Annotated in this window: 16 protein-coding genes; 6 read left to right on the forward strand and 10 right to left on the reverse strand. The window is 62.0% G+C overall.

Annotated elements, in window-relative coordinates; all coding sequences use genetic code 11:
* Positions 1-191: 191 nt before the first annotated feature.
* A complete protein-coding gene (gene yghU / locus NPS29_RS27345; protein WP_274136566.1) occupies positions 192-1,031 on the reverse strand; it encodes a glutathione-dependent disulfide-bond oxidoreductase in 840 nt (279 codons plus the stop codon).
* Between the two features lie 233 nt (positions 1,032-1,264).
* On the opposite strand from yghU, the gene NPS29_RS27350 reads away from it, so the two are divergent.
* Positions 1,265-2,740, forward strand: coding sequence for a surface-adhesin E family protein (locus NPS29_RS27350; RefSeq protein ID WP_274136567.1), 1,476 nt, complete (start codon positions 1,265-1,267; stop codon positions 2,738-2,740).
* 44 nt (positions 2,741-2,784) lie between these two features.
* Here NPS29_RS27350 and NPS29_RS27355 read toward each other — a convergent pair whose 3' ends face one another.
* The 3 genes from NPS29_RS27355 to NPS29_RS27365 are packed head-to-tail and all read right to left on the reverse strand — an operon-like array spanning position 2,785 to position 4,354.
* A complete protein-coding gene (locus NPS29_RS27355; RefSeq protein WP_274136568.1) occupies positions 2,785-3,180 on the reverse strand; it encodes an ester cyclase in 396 nt (131 codons plus the stop codon).
* A 26-nt stretch (positions 3,181-3,206) separates the two neighbouring features.
* Complete coding sequence (locus NPS29_RS27360; RefSeq protein WP_274136569.1) at positions 3,207-3,899, reverse strand: FMN-dependent NADH-azoreductase; 693 nt, start codon at positions 3,897-3,899, stop codon at positions 3,207-3,209.
* Between the two features lie 14 nt (positions 3,900-3,913).
* Complete coding sequence (locus NPS29_RS27365; protein WP_274136570.1) at positions 3,914-4,354, reverse strand: GNAT family N-acetyltransferase; 441 nt, start codon at positions 4,352-4,354, stop codon at positions 3,914-3,916.
* Positions 4,355-4,693: 339 nt separating this feature from the next.
* Between NPS29_RS27365 and NPS29_RS27370 the strand changes: the two genes are divergently transcribed.
* On the forward strand, positions 4,694-7,117 hold the full coding sequence (locus NPS29_RS27370; protein WP_274136571.1) for a glucose/quinate/shikimate family membrane-bound PQQ-dependent dehydrogenase: 2,424 nt from the start codon (positions 4,694-4,696) through the stop codon (positions 7,115-7,117).
* A 229-nt stretch (positions 7,118-7,346) separates the two neighbouring features.
* Here NPS29_RS27370 and NPS29_RS27375 read toward each other — a convergent pair whose 3' ends face one another.
* Complete coding sequence (locus NPS29_RS27375; RefSeq protein WP_274136572.1) at positions 7,347-7,958, reverse strand: glutathione S-transferase family protein; 612 nt, start codon at positions 7,956-7,958, stop codon at positions 7,347-7,349.
* Positions 7,959-8,235: 277 nt separating this feature from the next.
* Here NPS29_RS27375 and NPS29_RS27380 point away from each other — a divergent pair, with 277 nt between their 5' ends.
* The gene (locus tag NPS29_RS27380; RefSeq protein WP_274136573.1) at positions 8,236-9,879 is read left to right on the forward strand and encodes a phosphoethanolamine transferase; all 1,644 of its coding nucleotides are present in this window, start codon (positions 8,236-8,238) and stop codon (positions 9,877-9,879) included.
* Between the two features lie 6 nt (positions 9,880-9,885).
* Positions 9,886-10,710 carry an AraC family transcriptional regulator gene (locus NPS29_RS27385; protein WP_274136574.1) on the forward strand — a complete coding sequence of 275 codons (825 nt, stop codon included), beginning with the start codon at positions 9,886-9,888 and terminating at the stop codon, positions 10,708-10,710.
* On the opposite strand, the gene NPS29_RS27390 is transcribed toward NPS29_RS27385, so the two are convergent.
* Positions 10,711-11,298 carry a LysE family translocator gene (locus NPS29_RS27390; RefSeq protein ID WP_274136575.1) on the reverse strand — a complete coding sequence of 196 codons (588 nt, stop codon included), beginning with the start codon at positions 11,296-11,298 and terminating at the stop codon, positions 10,711-10,713.
* A gap of 216 nt (positions 11,299-11,514) precedes the next feature.
* Positions 11,515-12,954 carry an MFS transporter gene (locus tag NPS29_RS27395; RefSeq protein ID WP_274136576.1) on the reverse strand — a complete coding sequence of 480 codons (1,440 nt, stop codon included), beginning with the start codon at positions 12,952-12,954 and terminating at the stop codon, positions 11,515-11,517.
* 325 nt (positions 12,955-13,279) lie between these two features.
* Between NPS29_RS27395 and NPS29_RS27400 the strand changes: the two genes are divergently transcribed.
* Positions 13,280-13,750: an REP-associated tyrosine transposase gene (locus NPS29_RS27400; RefSeq protein WP_274136577.1), complete on the forward strand. Its 471-nt coding sequence runs from the start codon at positions 13,280-13,282 to the stop codon at positions 13,748-13,750.
* A 384-nt stretch (positions 13,751-14,134) separates the two neighbouring features.
* On the opposite strand, the gene NPS29_RS27405 is transcribed toward NPS29_RS27400, so the two are convergent.
* The 3 genes from NPS29_RS27405 to NPS29_RS27415 form a co-directional block, all read right to left on the reverse strand.
* A complete protein-coding gene (locus tag NPS29_RS27405; protein ID WP_274136578.1) occupies positions 14,135-15,517 on the reverse strand; it encodes a class II fumarate hydratase in 1,383 nt (460 codons plus the stop codon).
* Positions 15,514-16,815 carry a C4-dicarboxylate transporter DctA gene (dctA, locus tag NPS29_RS27410; protein WP_274136579.1) on the reverse strand — a complete coding sequence of 434 codons (1,302 nt, stop codon included), beginning with the start codon at positions 16,813-16,815 and terminating at the stop codon, positions 15,514-15,516. The genes NPS29_RS27405 and dctA overlap by 4 nt, the downstream gene beginning before the upstream one ends.
* Positions 16,816-16,893: 78 nt before the next feature.
* Positions 16,894-18,249 carry a class-II fumarase/aspartase family protein gene (locus NPS29_RS27415; RefSeq protein WP_274136580.1) on the reverse strand — a complete coding sequence of 452 codons (1,356 nt, stop codon included), beginning with the start codon at positions 18,247-18,249 and terminating at the stop codon, positions 16,894-16,896.
* Between the two features lie 115 nt (positions 18,250-18,364).
* On the opposite strand from NPS29_RS27415, the gene NPS29_RS27420 reads away from it, so the two are divergent.
* Entirely contained in the window at positions 18,365-19,114 is a 750-nt protein-coding gene (locus NPS29_RS27420) for a GntR family transcriptional regulator (RefSeq protein WP_274136581.1), read from the forward strand.
* The last annotated feature ends 42 nt before the right edge of the window (positions 19,115-19,156 follow it).

Consider the following 19,156-nt stretch of genomic DNA (forward strand, 5'->3'; position numbering starts at 1 on the left):
GTGCTCTTCCGATCTAAGACGCCGACGCCGGCAAGCCGGACTGCTACGGAATCGGGGCGGTCTCAAATCAGGAGGGTGCACCGATAAGCTGTAGGAGCGCGCTTGCCCGCGAAGGCGTCAGCCCTGACGCCTCGATGGCGCCTGATTCACCGCTTTCGCGGGCAAGCGCGCTCCTACAGATATTCGTCATGTCAATCCAGATCCGAAGCCTGGTGCCGCTCAGGCACCTGGTTGCTTTCATCGCCCCATGTACGGTTGACCCGCAAGCCACGGATCACGGCCGGGCGTTTGGCGATTTCCTTGGCCCAGCGTTGCACGTGGGTGTACTCGTGGGCGGCGAGGAATTCGGCGGACGAATACACGTTGCCCAAGGCCACCTGGCCATACCATGACCACACCGCGATGTCGGCGATAGTGTAGGTATCGCCCGCCAGGTAACGGCTCTCACCCAGGCGGCGGTCGAGCACGTCCAGTTGGCGCTTGGCTTCCATGGTGAAGCGGTTGATGGCGTACTCGATCTTCTCCGGCGCGTACACATAGAAGTGCCCGAAACCACCCCCCAGATACGGCGCCGCACCCATCTGCCAGAACAGCCAGTTGAGCGTTTCAGTACGCGCAGCCGGCGCCTTGGGCAGCAGGTCGCCGAACTTTTCCGCGAGATACAAAAGGATCGAGCCCGACTCGAACACCCGCACCGGCGGCTCGACGCTGCGGTCCAGCAGTGCCGGAATCTTGGAGTTGGGGTTGATCTCGACGAAACCGCTGGAGAACTGATCCCCCTCACCGATCTTGATCAGCCAGGCATCGTACTCCGCGCCCTTGTGCCCAAGGGCCAGCAGCTCTTCGAGCATGATGGTGACCTTCACCCCGTTGGGCGTGGCCAGGGAATACAGCTGCAACGGCTGCTTGCCCACCGGCAGGGTCTTTTCGTGGGTGGGGCCGGCCACCGGGCGGTTGATGCTCGAGAACTGGCCACCGGACGGTGCCTCGTATGTCCAGACCTTGGGGGGAACGTAGGCAGCTTTGGTCATGAAACGAACCTCTTGATTGAGTCACGGCAGCGTCTCGCCGCGCGGTGAATAACAGGGGGAAGAGAAAGTGAGACCGGGCACAAGCGCGAGCAGTTCAGGGCTGTCGACCAGCCCCCTTGCATACGTGAGCGAACCTTACCGCGTCCGGCCGGCGCTCGTCACGTTGCAAGGGTGTCCCGCAGTGCCGATAAAAGTTAAAGTGCCAGTACCTCCCCACCACAAAGTATTTCTGCATGGATGCCACGCTGTATCGCGCTTGCCGTTTGCCCCTGCTGGGTTTCACCCTGATGTTCGCCGGATGCCAGGCCGTTGGCCCGACTGGCAACAGTGCCACGTCGTACACCAAATCCGAACCCTCCCCCGGCGCCACCGTGTTCAGCAGCGTCATCAACGAGCAGCCTCTGCCTGCCTCGATTGTGCGTGAAGGCACGCGGGTGACTTACATGGTCGTCGCGGCTGAGGGACAGACACCACGCTACCTGAGCCGCTTCGATGTCGATTGCAGTCGCTCATTCGTGCGGATGGCCTACGGCACCAGCAAAGGCATGGTGCCCTTCGCCGATTTCAATATCCTGCGCCTTGAACACTATCTGGAGATTCCAGATCCGCAGCGCGAGCAGTACCTGGGCAGCACCCAGTTCAAACAGATATGCGCCCAGACTGCCGCCGCAGACTGGCGCGTGATCAGCACCACCGACCAACAGGACGTGCAGTTGATCGACCAGGCCAGTGTCTCGCGCAACGCAGGCGACGTGACATTCTGGACCGCGCGGGTGTTGTCCACCGAAGAGCTGCTGCCTGACAACACCCACGTCCTGTCCCAGGTACGCAGGCAACTGCTTGCCGATTGCACCCAGCAACGCCTCACCACCCTGAGCACGTTCAAGCTGAGCCCGCTCAAGCGCGTGATATCAGGCAGCGTGGAAAGCGAACTCAAACCGCTGTCCAGCCAGAGCCTGCCCGCCGAAGATCGTCAGTTGCTCGACGCCGCCTGCGCGGGGCCACAGGCACTGGCCGCTCGCGCCGCTTATCAGGAAGCCAGGCAAGAGTTCTTCGACTTGCCAACGCCTGAGGTCGCTCCCGCCGTGACCAGCGCAATCGACAGCCTTCACCTCCCAGCGCCGGAAAAAAGCCTGAGCAAACTGAAACTCACTGCCCGGGAGTTCGCTTTCGGCAAATGGCAGGAGGAGCAAGGCCGGGGGCGCCTGGCACGCAGCATGAGCTACGTACCTGCGCAGCCTGGCAAGCAACTGACTGAAAACGTCCGGGGTCGCCAGTACCAGCTTCGCCAAATCACCTTTCGCGGCTTGATCGAACTTGCACAAAGCTCAGCGCTGCGCTCGGTTGACGACAGGATTTCCGTACGCACAACGGCAATCACCGGCCTGCGGTTTTCCGGCGACTGGGCCGCGATGCCCGTGGGCGCCAAGCTGCAATACACCGTGCAGGCGCCTGCTCCGCGCTACGGCAAAGCCAACGCACTGATCGACACCCCGTTCATCTGCGACGTGGAATCGCAGCAACCCGCCAGTACGCTCTATGCGGGTCTGTCCGGAGATGCCAAGCTGGTGAACTGTTCGGGAGACCATTTCGACGTGGGCACGGGTGTTATGGCCTACGCCTATCTTGCGGATTATGGTCTGTTTGTTCCGACCCAATTCATTGGCCGCAGCTCGCAGGTGAAGTGGACCATAGAGCAAGCGCAGTGAGCCTGGCGCCACCGCTTGCGGCAGTACTGTTCACGTCGTCAGGGTCAGTCGTCTCCGATCTGCGCCCTGACCGCCTCCTTGTCGATCACCGAAAACACCTGGGCAATGCGCCCGTCGCGGATTTCATAGAAGACGTTTTCGGTAAAGCTCACCCGCTTGCCGTTGACCGGCAAGCCAAACAACTCCCCTACAGGCGTGCAATCGAAACAGAGCCGCGCCGCGATGTGCGGTGGATCCGCGATCAAAAGATCGATCACGAAGCGCAGATCCGGGATGGCACGGAAATCGTTTTCCAGCATCTCCCGATACCCTGACAGGCCGATGCGTTGCCCGTTGTACTGCGCCTCCTGATGCACGAAGCGGCCTAGCTCAGGCCAGGCCTGCCGGTTGAGGCAATCGATGTAGCCGCGATACAGCTCGGTGATTTGCTGCTTGGTCATGACTCAACATCCTGTCTTGGATGATCTCAGGCATTGGGTGTCAGGTGCGAAGGTTGGTTCAGATTGAAATCCGCACGCCGTGAACCACTACCGGCCGCCTCGGCGTGCTGCAATTGCGTAAACAACGGCTCGAACGCCAACTGCCGCCGCGCCGCTTCGAGTTCCGCACTGACTGCATCGCGGCCGCGAATCGTCCCCTGCAGATAGACGAAATGCACATCGCACAGGCCAACGCTGTCGAGCACATGGCGCAGGTAGGAGGTCAGGAACTCAGGCTGACGCGCCGCGGGGCCGCGATGACTGCCACCGGAGCTGACCAGGATATAGACCGGTCGGTCGGCCAGCAGCCCTACCTTGCCCCTGGGGCCGGAATCGCAGGTACGGCGGATACGCACCACGTTGTCGATCCACAGTTTCAAGGCCGCTGGCAGGGTGAAGTTGTGGATGGGTGTGGCAATCAGCAACAGGTCGCAGCGCTCAAGCTCGACGATCAGCCGCTCGGATTGTTCGAACGCAGGATCATCGTCAGCGTGCCCATCGAGGATCCCGTGGGCGTAGGCCGGCCCCACGGGCAGCAGCGGATCGGCCACCAGATCGCGCTCAACGACCTGGATCTCAGGATGCCCATGCCGCAGCGCCTGAATCATCTCGGTTGCCAATTGGTAACACGCCGACTGGCTACCGTGGGGGCTGCAGTTGATCATCAACACTTGGTGCACGTTATCCCCTCCCCTCAACCTTGCAGCGGCTGGACGAAGTGCATGCCCCTGGCAAGCAGCCCTTCGCGGAAATAGAACCGCTGGGCCAGCGGCATGTGCAGCCCGGTGTCCAGCACCAGATGCGCACATCCCTGAACGATGGCCTGCTCACGGACGCTGTCGAGCAACCGAGCACCCAGGCCCAGATGACGCACCGAGGGGTCGACCACCAGGTCATCGACGTAGATGAAACGCCCGTAGAGCAGGTTTTCGAGATTGCGGTAGCCAATCAGGCCAATCACCTTGCCATCCTGCACCGCGCCCAGCAGTTGGTAGTCCTGGTGCATCTGCCGGACGATCTGTTCGGCAAATTGTGCGGCAGAGACCAGCATAGGTCGCAGCACCTTCATCAGCTCGAAACAGGTCTCAAGATCAGGCGCGGTGGTAAAGGCTCGGAGTTGCACTTCTGACGTCATGGCGGCTCGCCTCAGGGAATCGGTAACTTCACTCTAGGGCGCGGGACTGTCACGTTGAATATCCAATCAACAGGTAAATCGGTATGACAATCCCTGAACACATGCGCCTGCATGACCGATTGTTACGCCATAAGCAACAGTGTTTATCCAACGATTACGAGGACAATTTGCCGCAGGGCACGGATTTTTTGCTAAAGTTAGGCAATTAACTAACTGGTTAATTACCTGTGTGACCACCCCCTTCGCCTCCCGGCGCATGCGGTCTTCGCACTGCAAAACCGTTCTTCCCACCCTCGTAGAGCGTTCGCACGACGCTCAACGTCAGCAGGATCACGCAACATGACTACGTCTCGCCCTTCGGCATCCGTCAGTCGCTGGCCCATCTGGGTCGTCGCACTTGGCGTGCTGGTATTTGGATTACTTTTCGCAGCAGGTGGCGGCTACCTCGTCACCCTCGGTGGCAGCTGGTACTTCCTGCTTGCCGGTCTTGGCCTGATCGCATCGGCATTCCTGTTGTTCAAGGGGCGCGTTGCCGGTGCCTGGCTGTTCGCGGCCGTCATGGTGCTGACCCTGCTGTGGGCGGTGTCCGATGCAGGCCTGGTGTTCTGGCCGCTGGTGTCGCGCCTGTTTGCCCTCGGCGTGTTGAGCCTGCTGGTGGCGCTGGTCTACCCGACCCTGCGCAAGGCCAACGGCCTGCCTGGCGGCGTGGGTGGTTACGCGCTGGGCGGCGTGCTCGCCATCGCCATGGCTGCCGGTTTCTGGGGCATGTTCCAGCCTCACGCCTCGGTGTCGCCAACCGGCAACGGCCCGGAACTGACCAAGGTCGACCCGGCCAAGGCGCAGAAAGACTGGGCCCACTACGGTAACGACGAAGGTGGCAGCCGCTTCGCTGCGCTGGATCAGATCAACCGCAGCAACGTGTCCAGACTGGTGCCGGTCTGGACCTATCACACCGGTGACGTGGCCATCAGCGACGGCAACGGTGCCGAAGACCAGATGACCCCGCTGCAGATCGGCGAGAAAGTCTTCATCTGCACCCCGCACAACAACATCATCGCGCTGGACGCCGACACCGGCAAAGAGCTGTGGAAGCACGAAACCAACGCCAAGTCCGCCGTGTGGCAGCGTTGCCGTGGCCTGGCGTACTTCGACGCCACCGCCGCCGTTGCGCAACCCACCGATGGCAGCACTCCCGCCGCACCGGTTGCCGTGCCTGAAGGCGCCAACTGCACGCGTCGCCTGCTGACCAACACCATCGACGCACGCCTGATCGCGGTCGATGCCGACACCGGCGAGCTGTGCAAAGGCTTTGGCGACAACGGCCAGGTCGATCTGAAAGCCGGCCTGGGCAAGGTGCCGGACTCCTACTACCAACTCTCGTCCGCGCCGCTGATGGCCGGCACCACCGTAGTGGTGGGCGGCCGTGTGGCCGACAACGTGCAGACCGACATGCCAGGCGGCGTGATTCGCGGTTTTGACGTGGTCACCGGTGAAATGCGCTGGGCGTTCGATCCGGGCAACCCTGAAGACAAGAAAGCCCCGGAAGGCGACAGCACCTATGTGCGCAGCACGCCGAACAGCTGGGCGCCGATGTCCTACGATCCGGCGATGAACACCGTGTTCCTGCCGATGGGCAGCTCGTCCACCGACATCTACGGCGTTGAACGCACCCAGCTCGACCACACCTACGGCGCGTCCGTGCTGGCCCTGAACGCCACCACCGGCGAGCAGAAGTGGGTCTACCAGACCGTGCACAACGATCTGTGGGACTTCGACCTGCCGATGCAGCCAAGCCTGATCGACTTCACCAAAAAGGACGGCAGCAAGGTTCCGGCCGTCGTGATCGGCACCAAGGCCGGTCAGATCTACGTGCTCGATCGCCACACCGGCCAGCCGCTGACCGAGGTCAAGGAAGTGCCGGTCAAGCCGTCGAACATCCCCAACGAGCCGTATTCGCCGACTCAACCGAAATCGGTGGGCATGCCGGAAATCGGCGCGCAGACCCTGACCGAATCGGACATGTGGGGCGCCACGCCGTTCGACCAGCTGCTGTGCCGTATCTCGTTCAAGAAGATGCGCTACGACGGCCTCTACACAGCGCCAGGTACTGACGTGTCCCTGAGCTTCCCGGGCTCGCTGGGCGGCATGAACTGGGGCAGCCTGTCGACCGACCCGGTCCACGGTTTCATCTTCGTCAACGACATGCGTCTGGGCCTGTGGAGCCAGATGGTGCCGCAGCAGAAAGACGCCAAGGCCTCCAGCGGCGGCGAAGCACTGAACACCGGCATGGGCGCGGTGCCGCTCAAGGGCACCCCGTATGCCGTGAACAAGAACCGCTTCCTGTCGGTAGCCGGCATTCCGTGCCAGGCGCCACCTTTCGGCACCCTGACCGCCATCGACATGAAGACCCAGAAGATCGCCTGGCAAGTGCCGGTCGGCACCGTGCAGGACACCGGCCCCATGGGCATCAAGATGCACATGCAGCTGCCGATCGGCATGCCGACGCTGGGTGGCACCCTCTCCACCCAAGGCGGCCTGATCTTCATCGCCGGCACCCAGGACTACTACCTGCGCGCCTTCAACAGCGCCAACGGTGAAGAAGCCTGGAAAGCCCGCCTGCCGGTGGGCAGCCAGGGCGGCCCGATGACCTTCGTCTCGCCGAAGACCGGCAAGCAGTACATTGTCATCACCGCCGGTGGCGCTCGCCAGTCGGCCGACCGTGGTGACTACGTGATCGCCTACGCGCTGCCTGACAGCAAGTAAGCGGCGCCGAGACAAAAAAACCGCTGTCGCCCTTGAGGTGACAGCGGTTTTTTTATGGCCCTTTTTAAAGCTTTATAGACACAGCGCTAGGCTCTGTACGAAATGTTTTGAGACGAAGGTAAGGCAAGGCGAAAACAGCCGAGGAAGCGGAGTTTACGGGTTGTAAATGAGCATTCCGAGGCTGTTTTCAACGCAGCATGACCGAGTATCAAGACTTTTCGTGCAGAGCCTAGACCATTGGCAAGCGCTTGAAGATGTCCAACTGTTCCGCCTGGGCTGCGAATGCCGCCAACAACGGGTACTCGTCGGCACTGGCCTGATCCGGCACTACCAGCTGAATGAAGCTCCAGCCCACGGCAATGCTGATGCCGTCCTGGCCGATGTCCGGTCCGGCACTGGGCGGTTGCTCGCGCAGCTCACGCTCGAGCTCGGCGCAGGCGGTCTTCAACTGTTCGCTGACCCGTTCCACCCAAGGCCCGTGCTGGATTTGCTCTGGCCGCAGATTACGCTCGTAGTAGATCTGCACAGCCTTTTCATAGGCCACCAGCGCCAGCCCCGACAGGCGCAGGACCCGGGTGCGTTCGGCCAGTGAAGTGGGCATCAAGCCCTTCCCCGGCCCCTTGAAGCATTCGACATAATCCAGAATCAGGCTCGACTCCATCAGCACCGTGCCGTCATCGGTGATGAAGGTCGGCGCCTTGATCAGCGGGTTGATCTGGCGAAAGCGCTCCATGCCGCGAAACACCGAAACCGGCTCATGCTCGAAAGCGATCCCCATGCGTGCCAGGCTGACCGCGACACGCCGCACATAAGGGGAATCCAGCATACCGACGAGTTTCATCCACAACCTCCTTGGCTTCGGTGATATCAGAGTAATAGCTTCCCACGCAGGCTAGCAAAAAGCCCTGCGCACACAACCTGCCTTTCAAAAAACAGTGCAGGACCGGGTTGCTGGACTACGCTCGATTCACAAATTCTTCACAAATATTTTGAAACACTCCGCGCGATCCTCGCCCTTAACCACCCCCACCTGCCATGACAGGTTTGTCTGACGTGCCGATCCCACGGACAGGTTCGATGCCACGTATGTGCAGGCTGTGCTTCGAGTAGTGCTTTATATGGAAATGCGTTCAAGGCTCAAACCCGTCACCTCTACCCGCCTGGTCATGTTGTTTTCCCTGTGCATGGTGGTGTTCTACAACCTGGCCACCTGGCACGCGCTGGTCGGCCTGACCCAGCTGCAAGGCATCAAGGTCGCGGCGTTCTACGCCTCTTTTGCGATCTTCCTGTGGGCGGCAATCACCCTGCTGCTGACCCCGTTCTCGTTCCGGCCAACCCTCAAGCCGGTGTTGAGCCTGGTGGCGCTGTGTTCGGCGGCGGCGGCGTATTTCATGAACAGCTATGGCATCACCATCGACACGGTGATGATGCAGAACGTGCTGGAAACCAACCCCGGCGAAGCCAAGGCCCTGGTGAGCGGCAAGCTGTTCGTCTACCTGCTGTTGCTCGGTGCGCTGCCCATCGCCCTGATCTGGCTGTGGCCGGTGACCTACCGCCGCGTGCTGCCGGGCCTGGTCAACAAGGTGCTGGTGTGCATCGGCTGCGTGCTGGTAATCGCTGCATCCGTTGGCCCGTTCTATTCGACCTACGCGCCGATCTTCCGCGATGAAGACAAGCTGACCCACTTCATCAACCCCACCAACTACATCTACGCCATCGGCAAACTGACCAAGCAGACCGTGGCGATCAAGGAGGCGGTGAAGATCCAGACCGTAGGCGCCGATTCGGCCCTCACGGCCCAGGCCCGGCAACGTCCGAAGAAAAGCCTGATGATCTTCGTGGTGGGCGAGACCGCCCGCGCCGACCACTTCTCGCTCAACGGCTATGAGCGCGAGACCAACCCGGAACTGAAGAAGCAGGACATTCTCAACTTCACCCAGGTGGCCTCCTGCGGCACCTCGACCGCCGTGTCGGTGCCGTGCATGTTCTCCAAGTTTCCGCGCACCGATTACAGCGACAAGAAAGGCAAGACCTACGAGGGCCTGCTGGACATGCTGCAGCGCGCGGGCCTGAAGGTGGTGTGGCTGGACAACAACAGCGACTGCAAGGGCACCTGCCTGCGCGTGCCCCACAGCGATATTCCGAAAACCCAGAAGAGCCCCTTCTGCGACGGCCAGAACTGCCTGGATGAATCGCTGCTGGTGGGCTTGCAGGAGTACATCGATACCCTGTCGGACAACGCGATCATCGTCCTGCACTCCGACGGCAGCCATGGTCCGGAATACTACGACCGTTACCCCAAGACCATGGAGCGCTTCACCCCGGTGTGCCGCACCAACCAGTTGGGCAGTTGCACTTCTGACGAGCTGAAGAACGTCTACGACAACACGATCCTCTACACCGACCATTTCCTGGCGCAGACCATCGAGTTGCTCAAGCGCAACCAGGACAAGGTCGACACCTCGATGATCTACGTGTCGGACCACGGCGAATCCCTGGGCGAAAACGGCATCTACCTGCATGCAGCGCCCTACGCCATCGCGCCGAGTGCCCAGACCCACGTGCCGATGGTCATGTGGTTCGGCAACCAGACACTGGAAGACGCCAATGTCGACCGTGCGTGCCTGGCCGCCAAACAGCATCAGCCGGACCTGAGCCATGACTACCTGTTCCATTCGGTGCTAGGCTTGCTCGGCGTCTCGACCACCGAATACCAGCCCGCGCTGGACATTTTCAGCAGCTGCACGCGCAGCAAAGGATGACCTGACATGCCCCTCCAGAACCCGGCAAGCAACGATGCAACCCCGGTGTTCTGGAGGGATGCCGCCCTGCCCTTCATCGAAGCCCGCTCCATCGCCGACGGGCGCAAAGTCTGTTACTCGCGCCATTCCCACGAAGTGTTTTCCATCGGCGCCATCACCGCCGGGCAAAGCACCTACCTGCACGAAAAGACCACCCAGACCATCCGCACCGGCACCCTGGTGCTGATGAATCCGGGGGATGTCCACGCCTGCAATCCCATCGATGACCAGCCATGGTCCTACGTCATGCTGTACGTCGATGCGCAGTGGCTGGGCCGGGTGCAACAGGCTTGCGGTGTGGAGGGATTCCGGCCGCTGTCGCCGATCTCAAGTGAGGATCCCGAACTGTACGGCGGGTTGTTGGCGCTGCACGGGGTGTTGATCGATCCGGCACTGGAATCCCTGCAGAAACACGAGGCGGCCATTGGTTTCTTCACCCTGATGCAGCAGCGCCTGGGCGATTGCGACGCGCCGCTGAAGAAGGTCAATGCCAGGCTTGAGCGTGCGGCTGATTACATCAACGCACACTTTCTCGAAGCCTTGAGGCTCGAGGACATCTGCCAGGTGGCGAACCTGTCCGAGGCCTACCTGATTCGTGCCTTCGAGCAGCATTACCACATGACGCCCCACGCCTACCTCATCAACCGCCGCATCCAGCATGCCCAAGGGCAACTGCGCGAGGGCGAGGCAATCGCCGATATCGCCCAGCAGAACGGCTTTGCCGACCAGGCGCATTTCCAGCGGGTGTTCAAGAAACACCTGGCGGCCACGCCCGGCCAATACCGCCAGTGATCAGACGTACAACAGCGACACCGCGCACCCGGCCAGCATGGCAGCCATGCTGCGGTTGAAGGTGCGAATGCGCTGCGGGCTGCGCAGCCAGGGCCCGAGGAAGGCGCCGGCGTAGGCCCAGCAGGCCACCGACAGGTAGCAGATCACGAAATAGATCAGCGCAAACAACCCGATCAACCGCCCTTCGCCATCGGCGACGAACGCCCCCATCCCTGCCACGGCGGCCAGCCACGCCTTGGGGTTGAGCCACTGCATCAGAGCACCATGCCAGAACGAGGGAGATCGGGTGGGCTGGTCGACGTCCAGGCGACCGTCGTCGAGCGCCAGCTTCCAGGCCAGGTAGACCAGAAACGCCATACCGGCCCAGCGAATGATGTCGGTCAGCACCGGGTACTGACGCAACACTTCGTGCAGCCCGAAGCCGGTGAACACCAGCAACAGCACAAAGCCGACCGTCGCCCCCAGGACATGCCGCAGGCTGGCCAGCAGCCCGAACTGCGCGCCGCTGCTGAGGGCCACCACATTCACCGGGCCAGGGGAGATCGACGCGGCCAGCGCGAAGGCGGCCATGGACATCATCAGGTTCATTCACTCTGCACTCCGTTCATTGAATGAGCCAGAGGTTAAAGGGGTGGGGTTTGGGGGTATTGAAGAAAACTGACTACACACAGCTCTGTTGCGGCGGCGTTCTCAGGGGCCATCCCGCGGGCAAGCCCGGCTGCTACGGGTCCGCGGTGTTCGTGGGCATGAGGTAACCCGTAGCAGCACGGCTTGCCGGCGGGGGCGTCCTCAAGACCGCATCAATCAATCCCTGGCCTGCGACAACGGCCGGGCCACCTGCTCCAGGGACTTGCGCTCCGACGCCGCGCCCCAGATCGCCTGCACCGCCGCCGCCAACATCATCAACGCCGCGCCAACCAGGTAGCCGATGAACACCGGCCCGCGCTGGTGGCTGTCGATCAACTCGCCAAACAGGGTTGGCCCGACGATCCCGCCCAGCGCCGTGCCGAAGGCGTAAAACACCGCAATCGCCAATGCGCGAATTTCCAGCGGGAAGGTTTCGGCAACGGTCAGGTAGGCGGAACTGGCCGCCGCCGAAGCGAAGAAGAAAATGACCATCCAGGCGATGGCCTGCTGAGTGACCGTCAACAGGCCCTGCTCGAACAGATAGCCGCTGATACTCAGCAGCACCGCCGACACCGCGTAGGTGAGGCTGATCATCACCCGCCGCCCCACCACATCGAACAGCCGTCCCAGCAGCAGCGGCCCGCAGAAGTTGCCCAAGGCCAGCGGCAGCACGTACCAGCCGATGGAGGCCGACGGCACGCCATAGAATTCGGTCAAGACCAGGGCGTACGTGAAGAAGATCGCGTTGTAGAAGAACGCTTGGGCGGTAAGCAGCGTCATGCCCACCAGCGCCCGTTGCCGGTAGACATTGAACAGCGTGTCGAAGATTTCCCGGAGTGGTGTGTGATCCCGGGCATGCAGGCGCAAGGGCGGCCCTTCGGGCGCCTTGAGCACGTGGCCTTGCTCGCGAAAGCGTTGCTCGATGCCCTCGACGATCGTCCTGGCCTCCTCGGCCTGCCCATGGATCAGCAGCCAGCGCGGGCTTTCCGGCAGCCACAGGCGCATCAGCAGAATCACCAGCCCGAGCACCGCGCCGATGCCGAAACACAAACGCCACCCCAGATCGCCGCCCACCACGTTCGCATCGAGCAACAGAATCGAACCACCGGCCCCCAGCGCCGCGCCGATCCAGAACGTGCCATTGATGGTCAGGTCGACCCAGCCCCGAAAGCGCGCCGGGGTGAATTCCTGGATGGTGGAATTGATCGCCGTGTATTCGCCACCGATGCCCATGCCGGTGAGGAAGCGAAACAGCATGAAGCTCCACAGACTGAAGGAAAACGCCGTGGCGGCCGTCGCGCTGATGTACAGCGCCAGAGTGATGAAGAACAGTTTACGCCGCCCAAGCCGGTCAGTCAGCCAACCGAAAAACAACGCCCCCAGCACCGCGCCACAAATGTACGCGCCACCGGCCAGGCCAATGTCGGCATTGCTCAGGTGCAGCACCGGACTTTCCTTCAACGCCCCGGACACCGACCCGGCCAGGGTCACCTCAAGGCCGTCGAGCAGCCAGGTGATGCCCAGCGCAAACACCAGCAACGTATGAAACCGCCCCCACGGCAACCGGTCCAGCCGCGCAGGCAGATCGGTTTCGAACAGCGTGCCGGTGTTATTCATGCCCGATCCCTGCCCCGGTGGTCTCTGGGTTGAGAGTTCGGGGGCGTGGCAGGAGTTCAGTCATTACCTGCAGGCTCCGACACTAAGCTCCTACGGGTTTTCGGGTGGTCCCGAGTCGGCGCACGACGCAGAACTGTGGGAGTGGGCTTGCCCACGAAAGGGTGCTATCAGGCCCCACATATCTTGTGACAGTGACTCCGATTCGCGGGCGAGCCCGCTCCCACAGGGGATTGCTCACCCGGAAACGTCAGGCAAAACACGCTCTGCATCAGCGTTCTATGACCGGACTAGATTGGCGTTTGCAATGTGGGTTGGAGAACTGCAAATGACTGGAAAATCAAAGTCACATCGTCTGCGGACCGGTCGTTTTTCCGCAGTGGGCGGAATGTATCTGGTCACTTCTCGCCTGGAGCGTCATCGCCAGGATTTTGCAGACTTGCGATTAGGCAGGCTGTTGGTCCAGGAAATGCGGGAAGCAGAGGCGCTGGGGCTCATTGAATCTCTGGCATGGGTCGTCATGCCTGACCATTTTCACTGGCTGGTCGAACTGGCGACAGGATCGCTGCCGGATATCGTAAGGCGGGTCAAATCAAGAACAGCCATTGCTGTCAACAAGGTGACCGGCCGCCAAGGAAGGATCTGGCGGCCGGGTTATCACGATATCGCTGTGAGGTATGAAGACGACCTGATCCATTTCGCTCGTTACATTGTGGCCAACCCACTCAGGGCGGGCTTGGTGCGACGCATAGGAGACTACCCATTGTGGGATGCTGTCTGGTTGCCTGAGGGGGACTGACTATTGTCCCAGTCGGTCCGAGCTCGTTACACAACGCAGTCCACTACACCTAGGCGCACTCTGTGGGAGTGGGCTTGCCCACGACGGGGCCCGGTGGGCCACCACATGTGTTGCGACAGTGAGTCAGTCTTCGCGGGCGAGCCCGCTCCCACAGGGTTCGGGGGTGTCCGGTCAGTTGCGGCACGACTTCTAATCTGTGGGAGTGGGCTTGCCCACGACGGGGCCCGGTGGGCCACCATATGTGTTGCGGCAGGGGCTCAGTCTTCGCGGGCGAGCCCGCTCCCACAGTGTTCGGGGGTGTCCGATCAGTTGCGGCACGACTTCTAATCTGTGGGAGTGGGCTTGCCCACGAAGGGGCCGGTGATTACACCCAAACCCTTCAGTTCAGACCATCAATTCCGGCCTCACCTGCCGCTCATATTCCTCGGCTGTGATGAACCCCAGCGCCACCGCTGCGGCCTTGGGCGAGATGCTTTCTTCTGCGGCCTTGCGGGTGATCTGCGCGACGCGGTCGTAGCCCAGCAGCGGGTTGAGCACGGTGGCCATCAGCAGTGCGTTCTCCAGGTTGGCCGCCAGTTGCCGATGATTGACCTCCAGCCCCTTGACCAGCTTGTCGGTAAAGATCCCGACGCAATGGGCGAGCACGCCAATGGACTGCAACAGGTTGTGGATCAGCACCGGCTTGGCCACGTTCAGCTCGAAGGCGCTGGACGCCCCCGCCACGGTGATAGTGGTGTGATTACCCATGACTTGCATGGCTGCCTGCACCAGCACTTCGGCGATAGTGGGGTTGCGTTTGCCGGGCATGATCGATGAGGTCAGGCCGTCGTCCGGCAACAGAAGCTCCCCCAAACCGCAACGCGGACCCGAGCCCAGCAGGCGGATGTCATTGCCGATCTTGCTCAGGGACACGGCCAATACGTTGAGCGCCCCCGAGACCTCCACCAGCGCGTCATGGGTGCCCATGCCTTCGAACTTGCTCGGGTTGGGGCTGAACGGCTCATCGGTGATTCGGCTCAATTCCTCGCAGAACGCCTGATCGAACCCCGCTGGCGCATTCAACCCGCTGCCCACCGCCGTGCCGCCCTGGGGCAATACGCGCAAGCGCGGCAGGCAGCCCTGGAGACGGTCGACGCCATGACCGATCTGCCGTGCGAAGGCATCGAAGGCCTGGCCTTGGGTCATCGGCACGGCGTCCATCATGTGGGTGCGACCTATCTTCAACACGCCGGCCCAGGCTTGAGCCTTGTCCGCCAGTGCATCGCGCAACTCGCTCAAGGCGGGCAAGAGAGCGTCGCGCAACTGCAAAGTGGCTGAGAGGTGCATCACCGTGGGAAAGCTGTCGTTGGACGACTGCGAACGGTTGACGTGATCGTTGGGGTGCACCGGGTGTTTACTGCCCAGCTCGCCGCCCAGCGTCAGATTGGCCAGGTTGGCGATCACCTCGTTGGCGTTCATGTTGGTCTGGGTGCCGGAACCGGTCTGCCAGACCGTCAGCGGGAAATGCTCATCGAACTCCCCCGCCGCCACCCGTTGCGCCGCCTGCTCGATAGCGTGGGCCATGTCCTCAGGTAACACGCCGAGGCGCTGGTTGGCCCGCGCAGCGGCAATCTTCTGCAAGCCGAAGGCGTGAATCAACGCCGGGGCGAAACGCTCACCGTGATTGCCGAAGACCTCAAGGGCACGCTGCGTCTGCGCGCCCCAGTAGCGATTGGCCGGGATCGTCACCGGGCCGAACGCATCGTTTTCGATCCGCGTGCCGGTCATAGCGCAGCCCCCGGCGCACGGCCCAGTTCACGGCGGTATTCCTCGCGAGCGGTCTGCTCGGAAAACTCCCCGGCCCACTTGGCGACCACCACGGTGGCGACGCTGTTGCCGATGGTGTTGCAGGTGGCAATCGCCATGGACATGAAGCGATACACCCCAAACAGCAGCGCCAGCCCTTCGGCAGGCAGCACGCCGACCGCCGTGACGGTGGCGGCGAACACCACGAAACTGCCGCCAGACACCGCCGCTGCACCTTTGGAGGTGACCAGCATGATCGCGATGATCCCCAGTTGATGCTCCCAGCTCAGAGGCACGCCATAGGCATTGGCGATGAACAGCACGCACAGGGACATGTAGATGGAGGTGCCGTCCAGGTTGAACGCATAACCGGTGGGCAGCACCAGGCCGACGCTCTGTTTGGAACAGCCGAATTTCTCCAGTTTTTGCAGCAGGCGCGGCAGCGCACTTTCCGAAGATGCCGTGCCCAGCACGATGAAGATTTCATCCTTGATGTAATGCAAAAAGCGCCACAGGCTGAAGCCGGACAACCGGCACACCGCGCCGAGAATCACGAAGATGAAGAAAAAGATCGCCACGTAGAACATCAGCACCAGGTTGGCCAGCGACATCAGCACTGCCGTGCCGTTGCTGCCCACCGCGTAAGCCACCGAACCAAAGGCACCCAATGGGGCGAACTTCATGATCAGGTTGATGAACTCGAAGAAGCACTCGGAGATTCGCGTCAGGCCGTCCTCGATCACTTCACGACGCTCGGGCTTGAGCGCCAGCAGCGCGAAGCCGAACAGCACGGAAATCACCAGCACCTGCAACAACTGGCCACCGGCGAACGCGCCGACGAAGTTGTCCGGGAAGATGCCGTAGATGAAATCCATGGTCGATGCCGGGCCATGGCCCTTGGCGACGGCGGCACTGGCTGCGGCAGCGGTCGCACTGCTCGGATGGGCGTCGTGCATGCCCGAGCCGATGTTCAGCAGGTTGCCCCAGATCAGGCCGATGGCCAGCGCCACCGTGGACAGCACTTCGAAGTAGATCAGCGCACGCAGGCCGACCTTGCCCACCCGCTTGATGTCCCCCGCCGACGCGATGCCGTGCACCACGGTGAAGAACACCAGGGGCGCGACGGCGGTCTTGATCAGCTTGAGAAAGATGTCACCGAGGATCTTGAAGCTGGCCGCCGTTTCCGGGGCGATGAAGCCAAAGGCGATGCCCAGGACCATGGCCGCGACGACCTGGAACGTCAGGTCACGGTAGAACGGTTTTTTACCGGTAGAAGACATGTTGGCGCTCTCATTGTTTTTATCGGGCACAGATAGCGAAACACCGGGCCTGCAACCTGGCAGGCCCGGTTCAACCGGTCAGCGCTTGACCGAACCTTCACGGGCCAGCGCGCGATCGACCATCTGCGGCGCCAGGCCCAGGTAATTGCAGGGGTCGGTCAGGCGTTGCAGTTCGGCCAGGTCCAGGCGCTCGGTGACTGCGCCCTGGGCCACCAGCGCGTCGAGCAGGCTGATGTTTTCGTCGTTGGCCACGCGGCAGGCGGCGTACACCACGTCGTGGGCCAACTGGCGCCCCAAGGCCGGCGCCAGGCCCATCATCACCGCTTCAGCGACGATCAGACCCTGAGTCATGTTGAGGTTCTTGAGCATGCGCTCCGGGCGCACTTCAAGGCCGGCGAGCATGAACTTCGCCTGGCCCAGCGAGGCAGCACTCAAGGCAAAGGCTTCAGGGATGGCAATCCATTCCGCCTGCCAGGGTCCGGTGGAGCGTTCGAAATCCTGGATCATCGCATCGAGCATCAACCCCGCCTGCTGGCGCACGCCCTTGGCCGCCGCGTACATCAGCTCGCAGGAGATCGGGTTGCGCTTCTGCGGCATGGTGCTGCTGGCGCCACGGCCTTTGACGAAGGGCTCGTAGGCTTCGCCCAGCTCGCTGGTCATCATCATCATGACGTCCAGCGCCACCTTGCCCAGGGATGCGGTGACCAGGCCGAGGAAGTTCAGGGTTTCGGCCAGGCCGTCGCGCGCCACGTGCCAGGTCGCCTGCGGAACGCCCAGGCCCAGTTCATCCATCAGCGCTTCCTGCACTTCCAGACCCTTGTCGCCCAGCGAGGCCAGAGTGCCCGCCGCGCCGGCGAATTGCCCCACTTCCACCCGCGGACGCAGCTCCACCAGACGCTCGGCATGGCGGTCGAACATGCTCAGCCACACCGCGCACTTATAGCCGAAGGTGATCGGCAAGGCGTGCTGCAGATGGGTACGACCCGCCATCGGCGTGTCGCGGTACTTCTGCGCAAGACCGGCCAGCAGGCCACGCACGGCCTGAATGTCACGCTCGACCAGCGCCAGCGCGGCACGGACCTGCAACACGACCGCAGTGTCCATGATGTCCTGGGTGGTGGCGCCCCAGTGCACGTAGCGCCCGGCCTCACCGCAGGTTTTCGACAGTTGCTCCACCAGCGGCAGGATCGGGTAACCGACGATCTCGGTCTCGTGCTGCATCAGCGCAAGGTCAAGGGATTCGAAGGTGGATCTGGCAGCGATCTGTTCAGCGGCCTCGGCAGGGATCACGCCGCAGCGGGCTTCAGCGCGGGCCAGCGCGACTTCGACTTCGATATAGCGCTCGATCAGCGCCTTGTCGGAGAACACTTCACGCATCTCGGCGGTGCCGAACATGTCGCGGAACAGGGCGGAATCAAAAACGGTAGTGGACATGGAGAGGGTCCCAAATGTTGTTATTGGCCGTACATATTTATTATGTCCGTACATAATTATTACCCCCTGCCCTGATACACTGTCAACTCGTCGTTGGGAGAGCTCGATGGAAGGCATCAATCAAACGCGTTACGCCGTGGTCGCCAGGGATCTGATGGAAGGCATCAGTAACGGCCGCTATCCGGTGGGTTCACTGTTGCCGACGGAATTCGAGTTGTGCGAGTTGTACGAGGTCAGCCGCCACACCGTGCGCGCGGCCATTACCCAGTTGCAGAACCAGGGCATGGTGTCGCGCCGCAAACGCGTCGGCACCCGTGTCGAAGCGGCCACGCCCAGCGGGGGTTATTCGCAGTCGCTGGCGTCGGTGGCGGATCTGGTGCATGTGGCCGAGACCCATATCCGCGATGTGCAGCAGGTCGAGCACTTCGTGGTGGACATTGCCCAAGCCCGGCGTTTGGGGCTGGAGCCGGGTTCGCATTGCTTTTGTATGTCGAGCATCAAGGTCGATGTCGGCCAGCGTCACGCGCCGTTGTGCTGGACGGATGTGTACGCCGATGAGGTCTATGCCAGCGTGATTCCTCTGGCTCAGGAGTGCCCTGGCGAGTTGATCGCGGCGTTGATCGAGCGGGAGTTCGGGCGGCGGATCGATGCGGTGGATCAGCAGGTGCGGCCAGTGCAGTTGAATGCCGACCTGGCGGCCCGTTTGAATGCGGCGGCGGGCTCATTGGGGCTGAACATCATCCGCCAGTACCGCGACGATCAGGGTGGTTTGATTGCCGTGTCGGAGACGGTGTATCCCGATGACCGGTTTACCCTGGTGATGCAGATGAAACGCGAGAGGCGCGTGGCATCATCGGAGAATTGATAACGGCTACCTGATGGTTTACCCCGCCCCGTAGCAGCACGG

It is taken from the genome of Pseudomonas putida, assembly GCF_028682175.1.
Taxonomy (GTDB): Bacteria; Pseudomonadota; Gammaproteobacteria; order Pseudomonadales; family Pseudomonadaceae; genus Aquipseudomonas; species Aquipseudomonas putida_AD.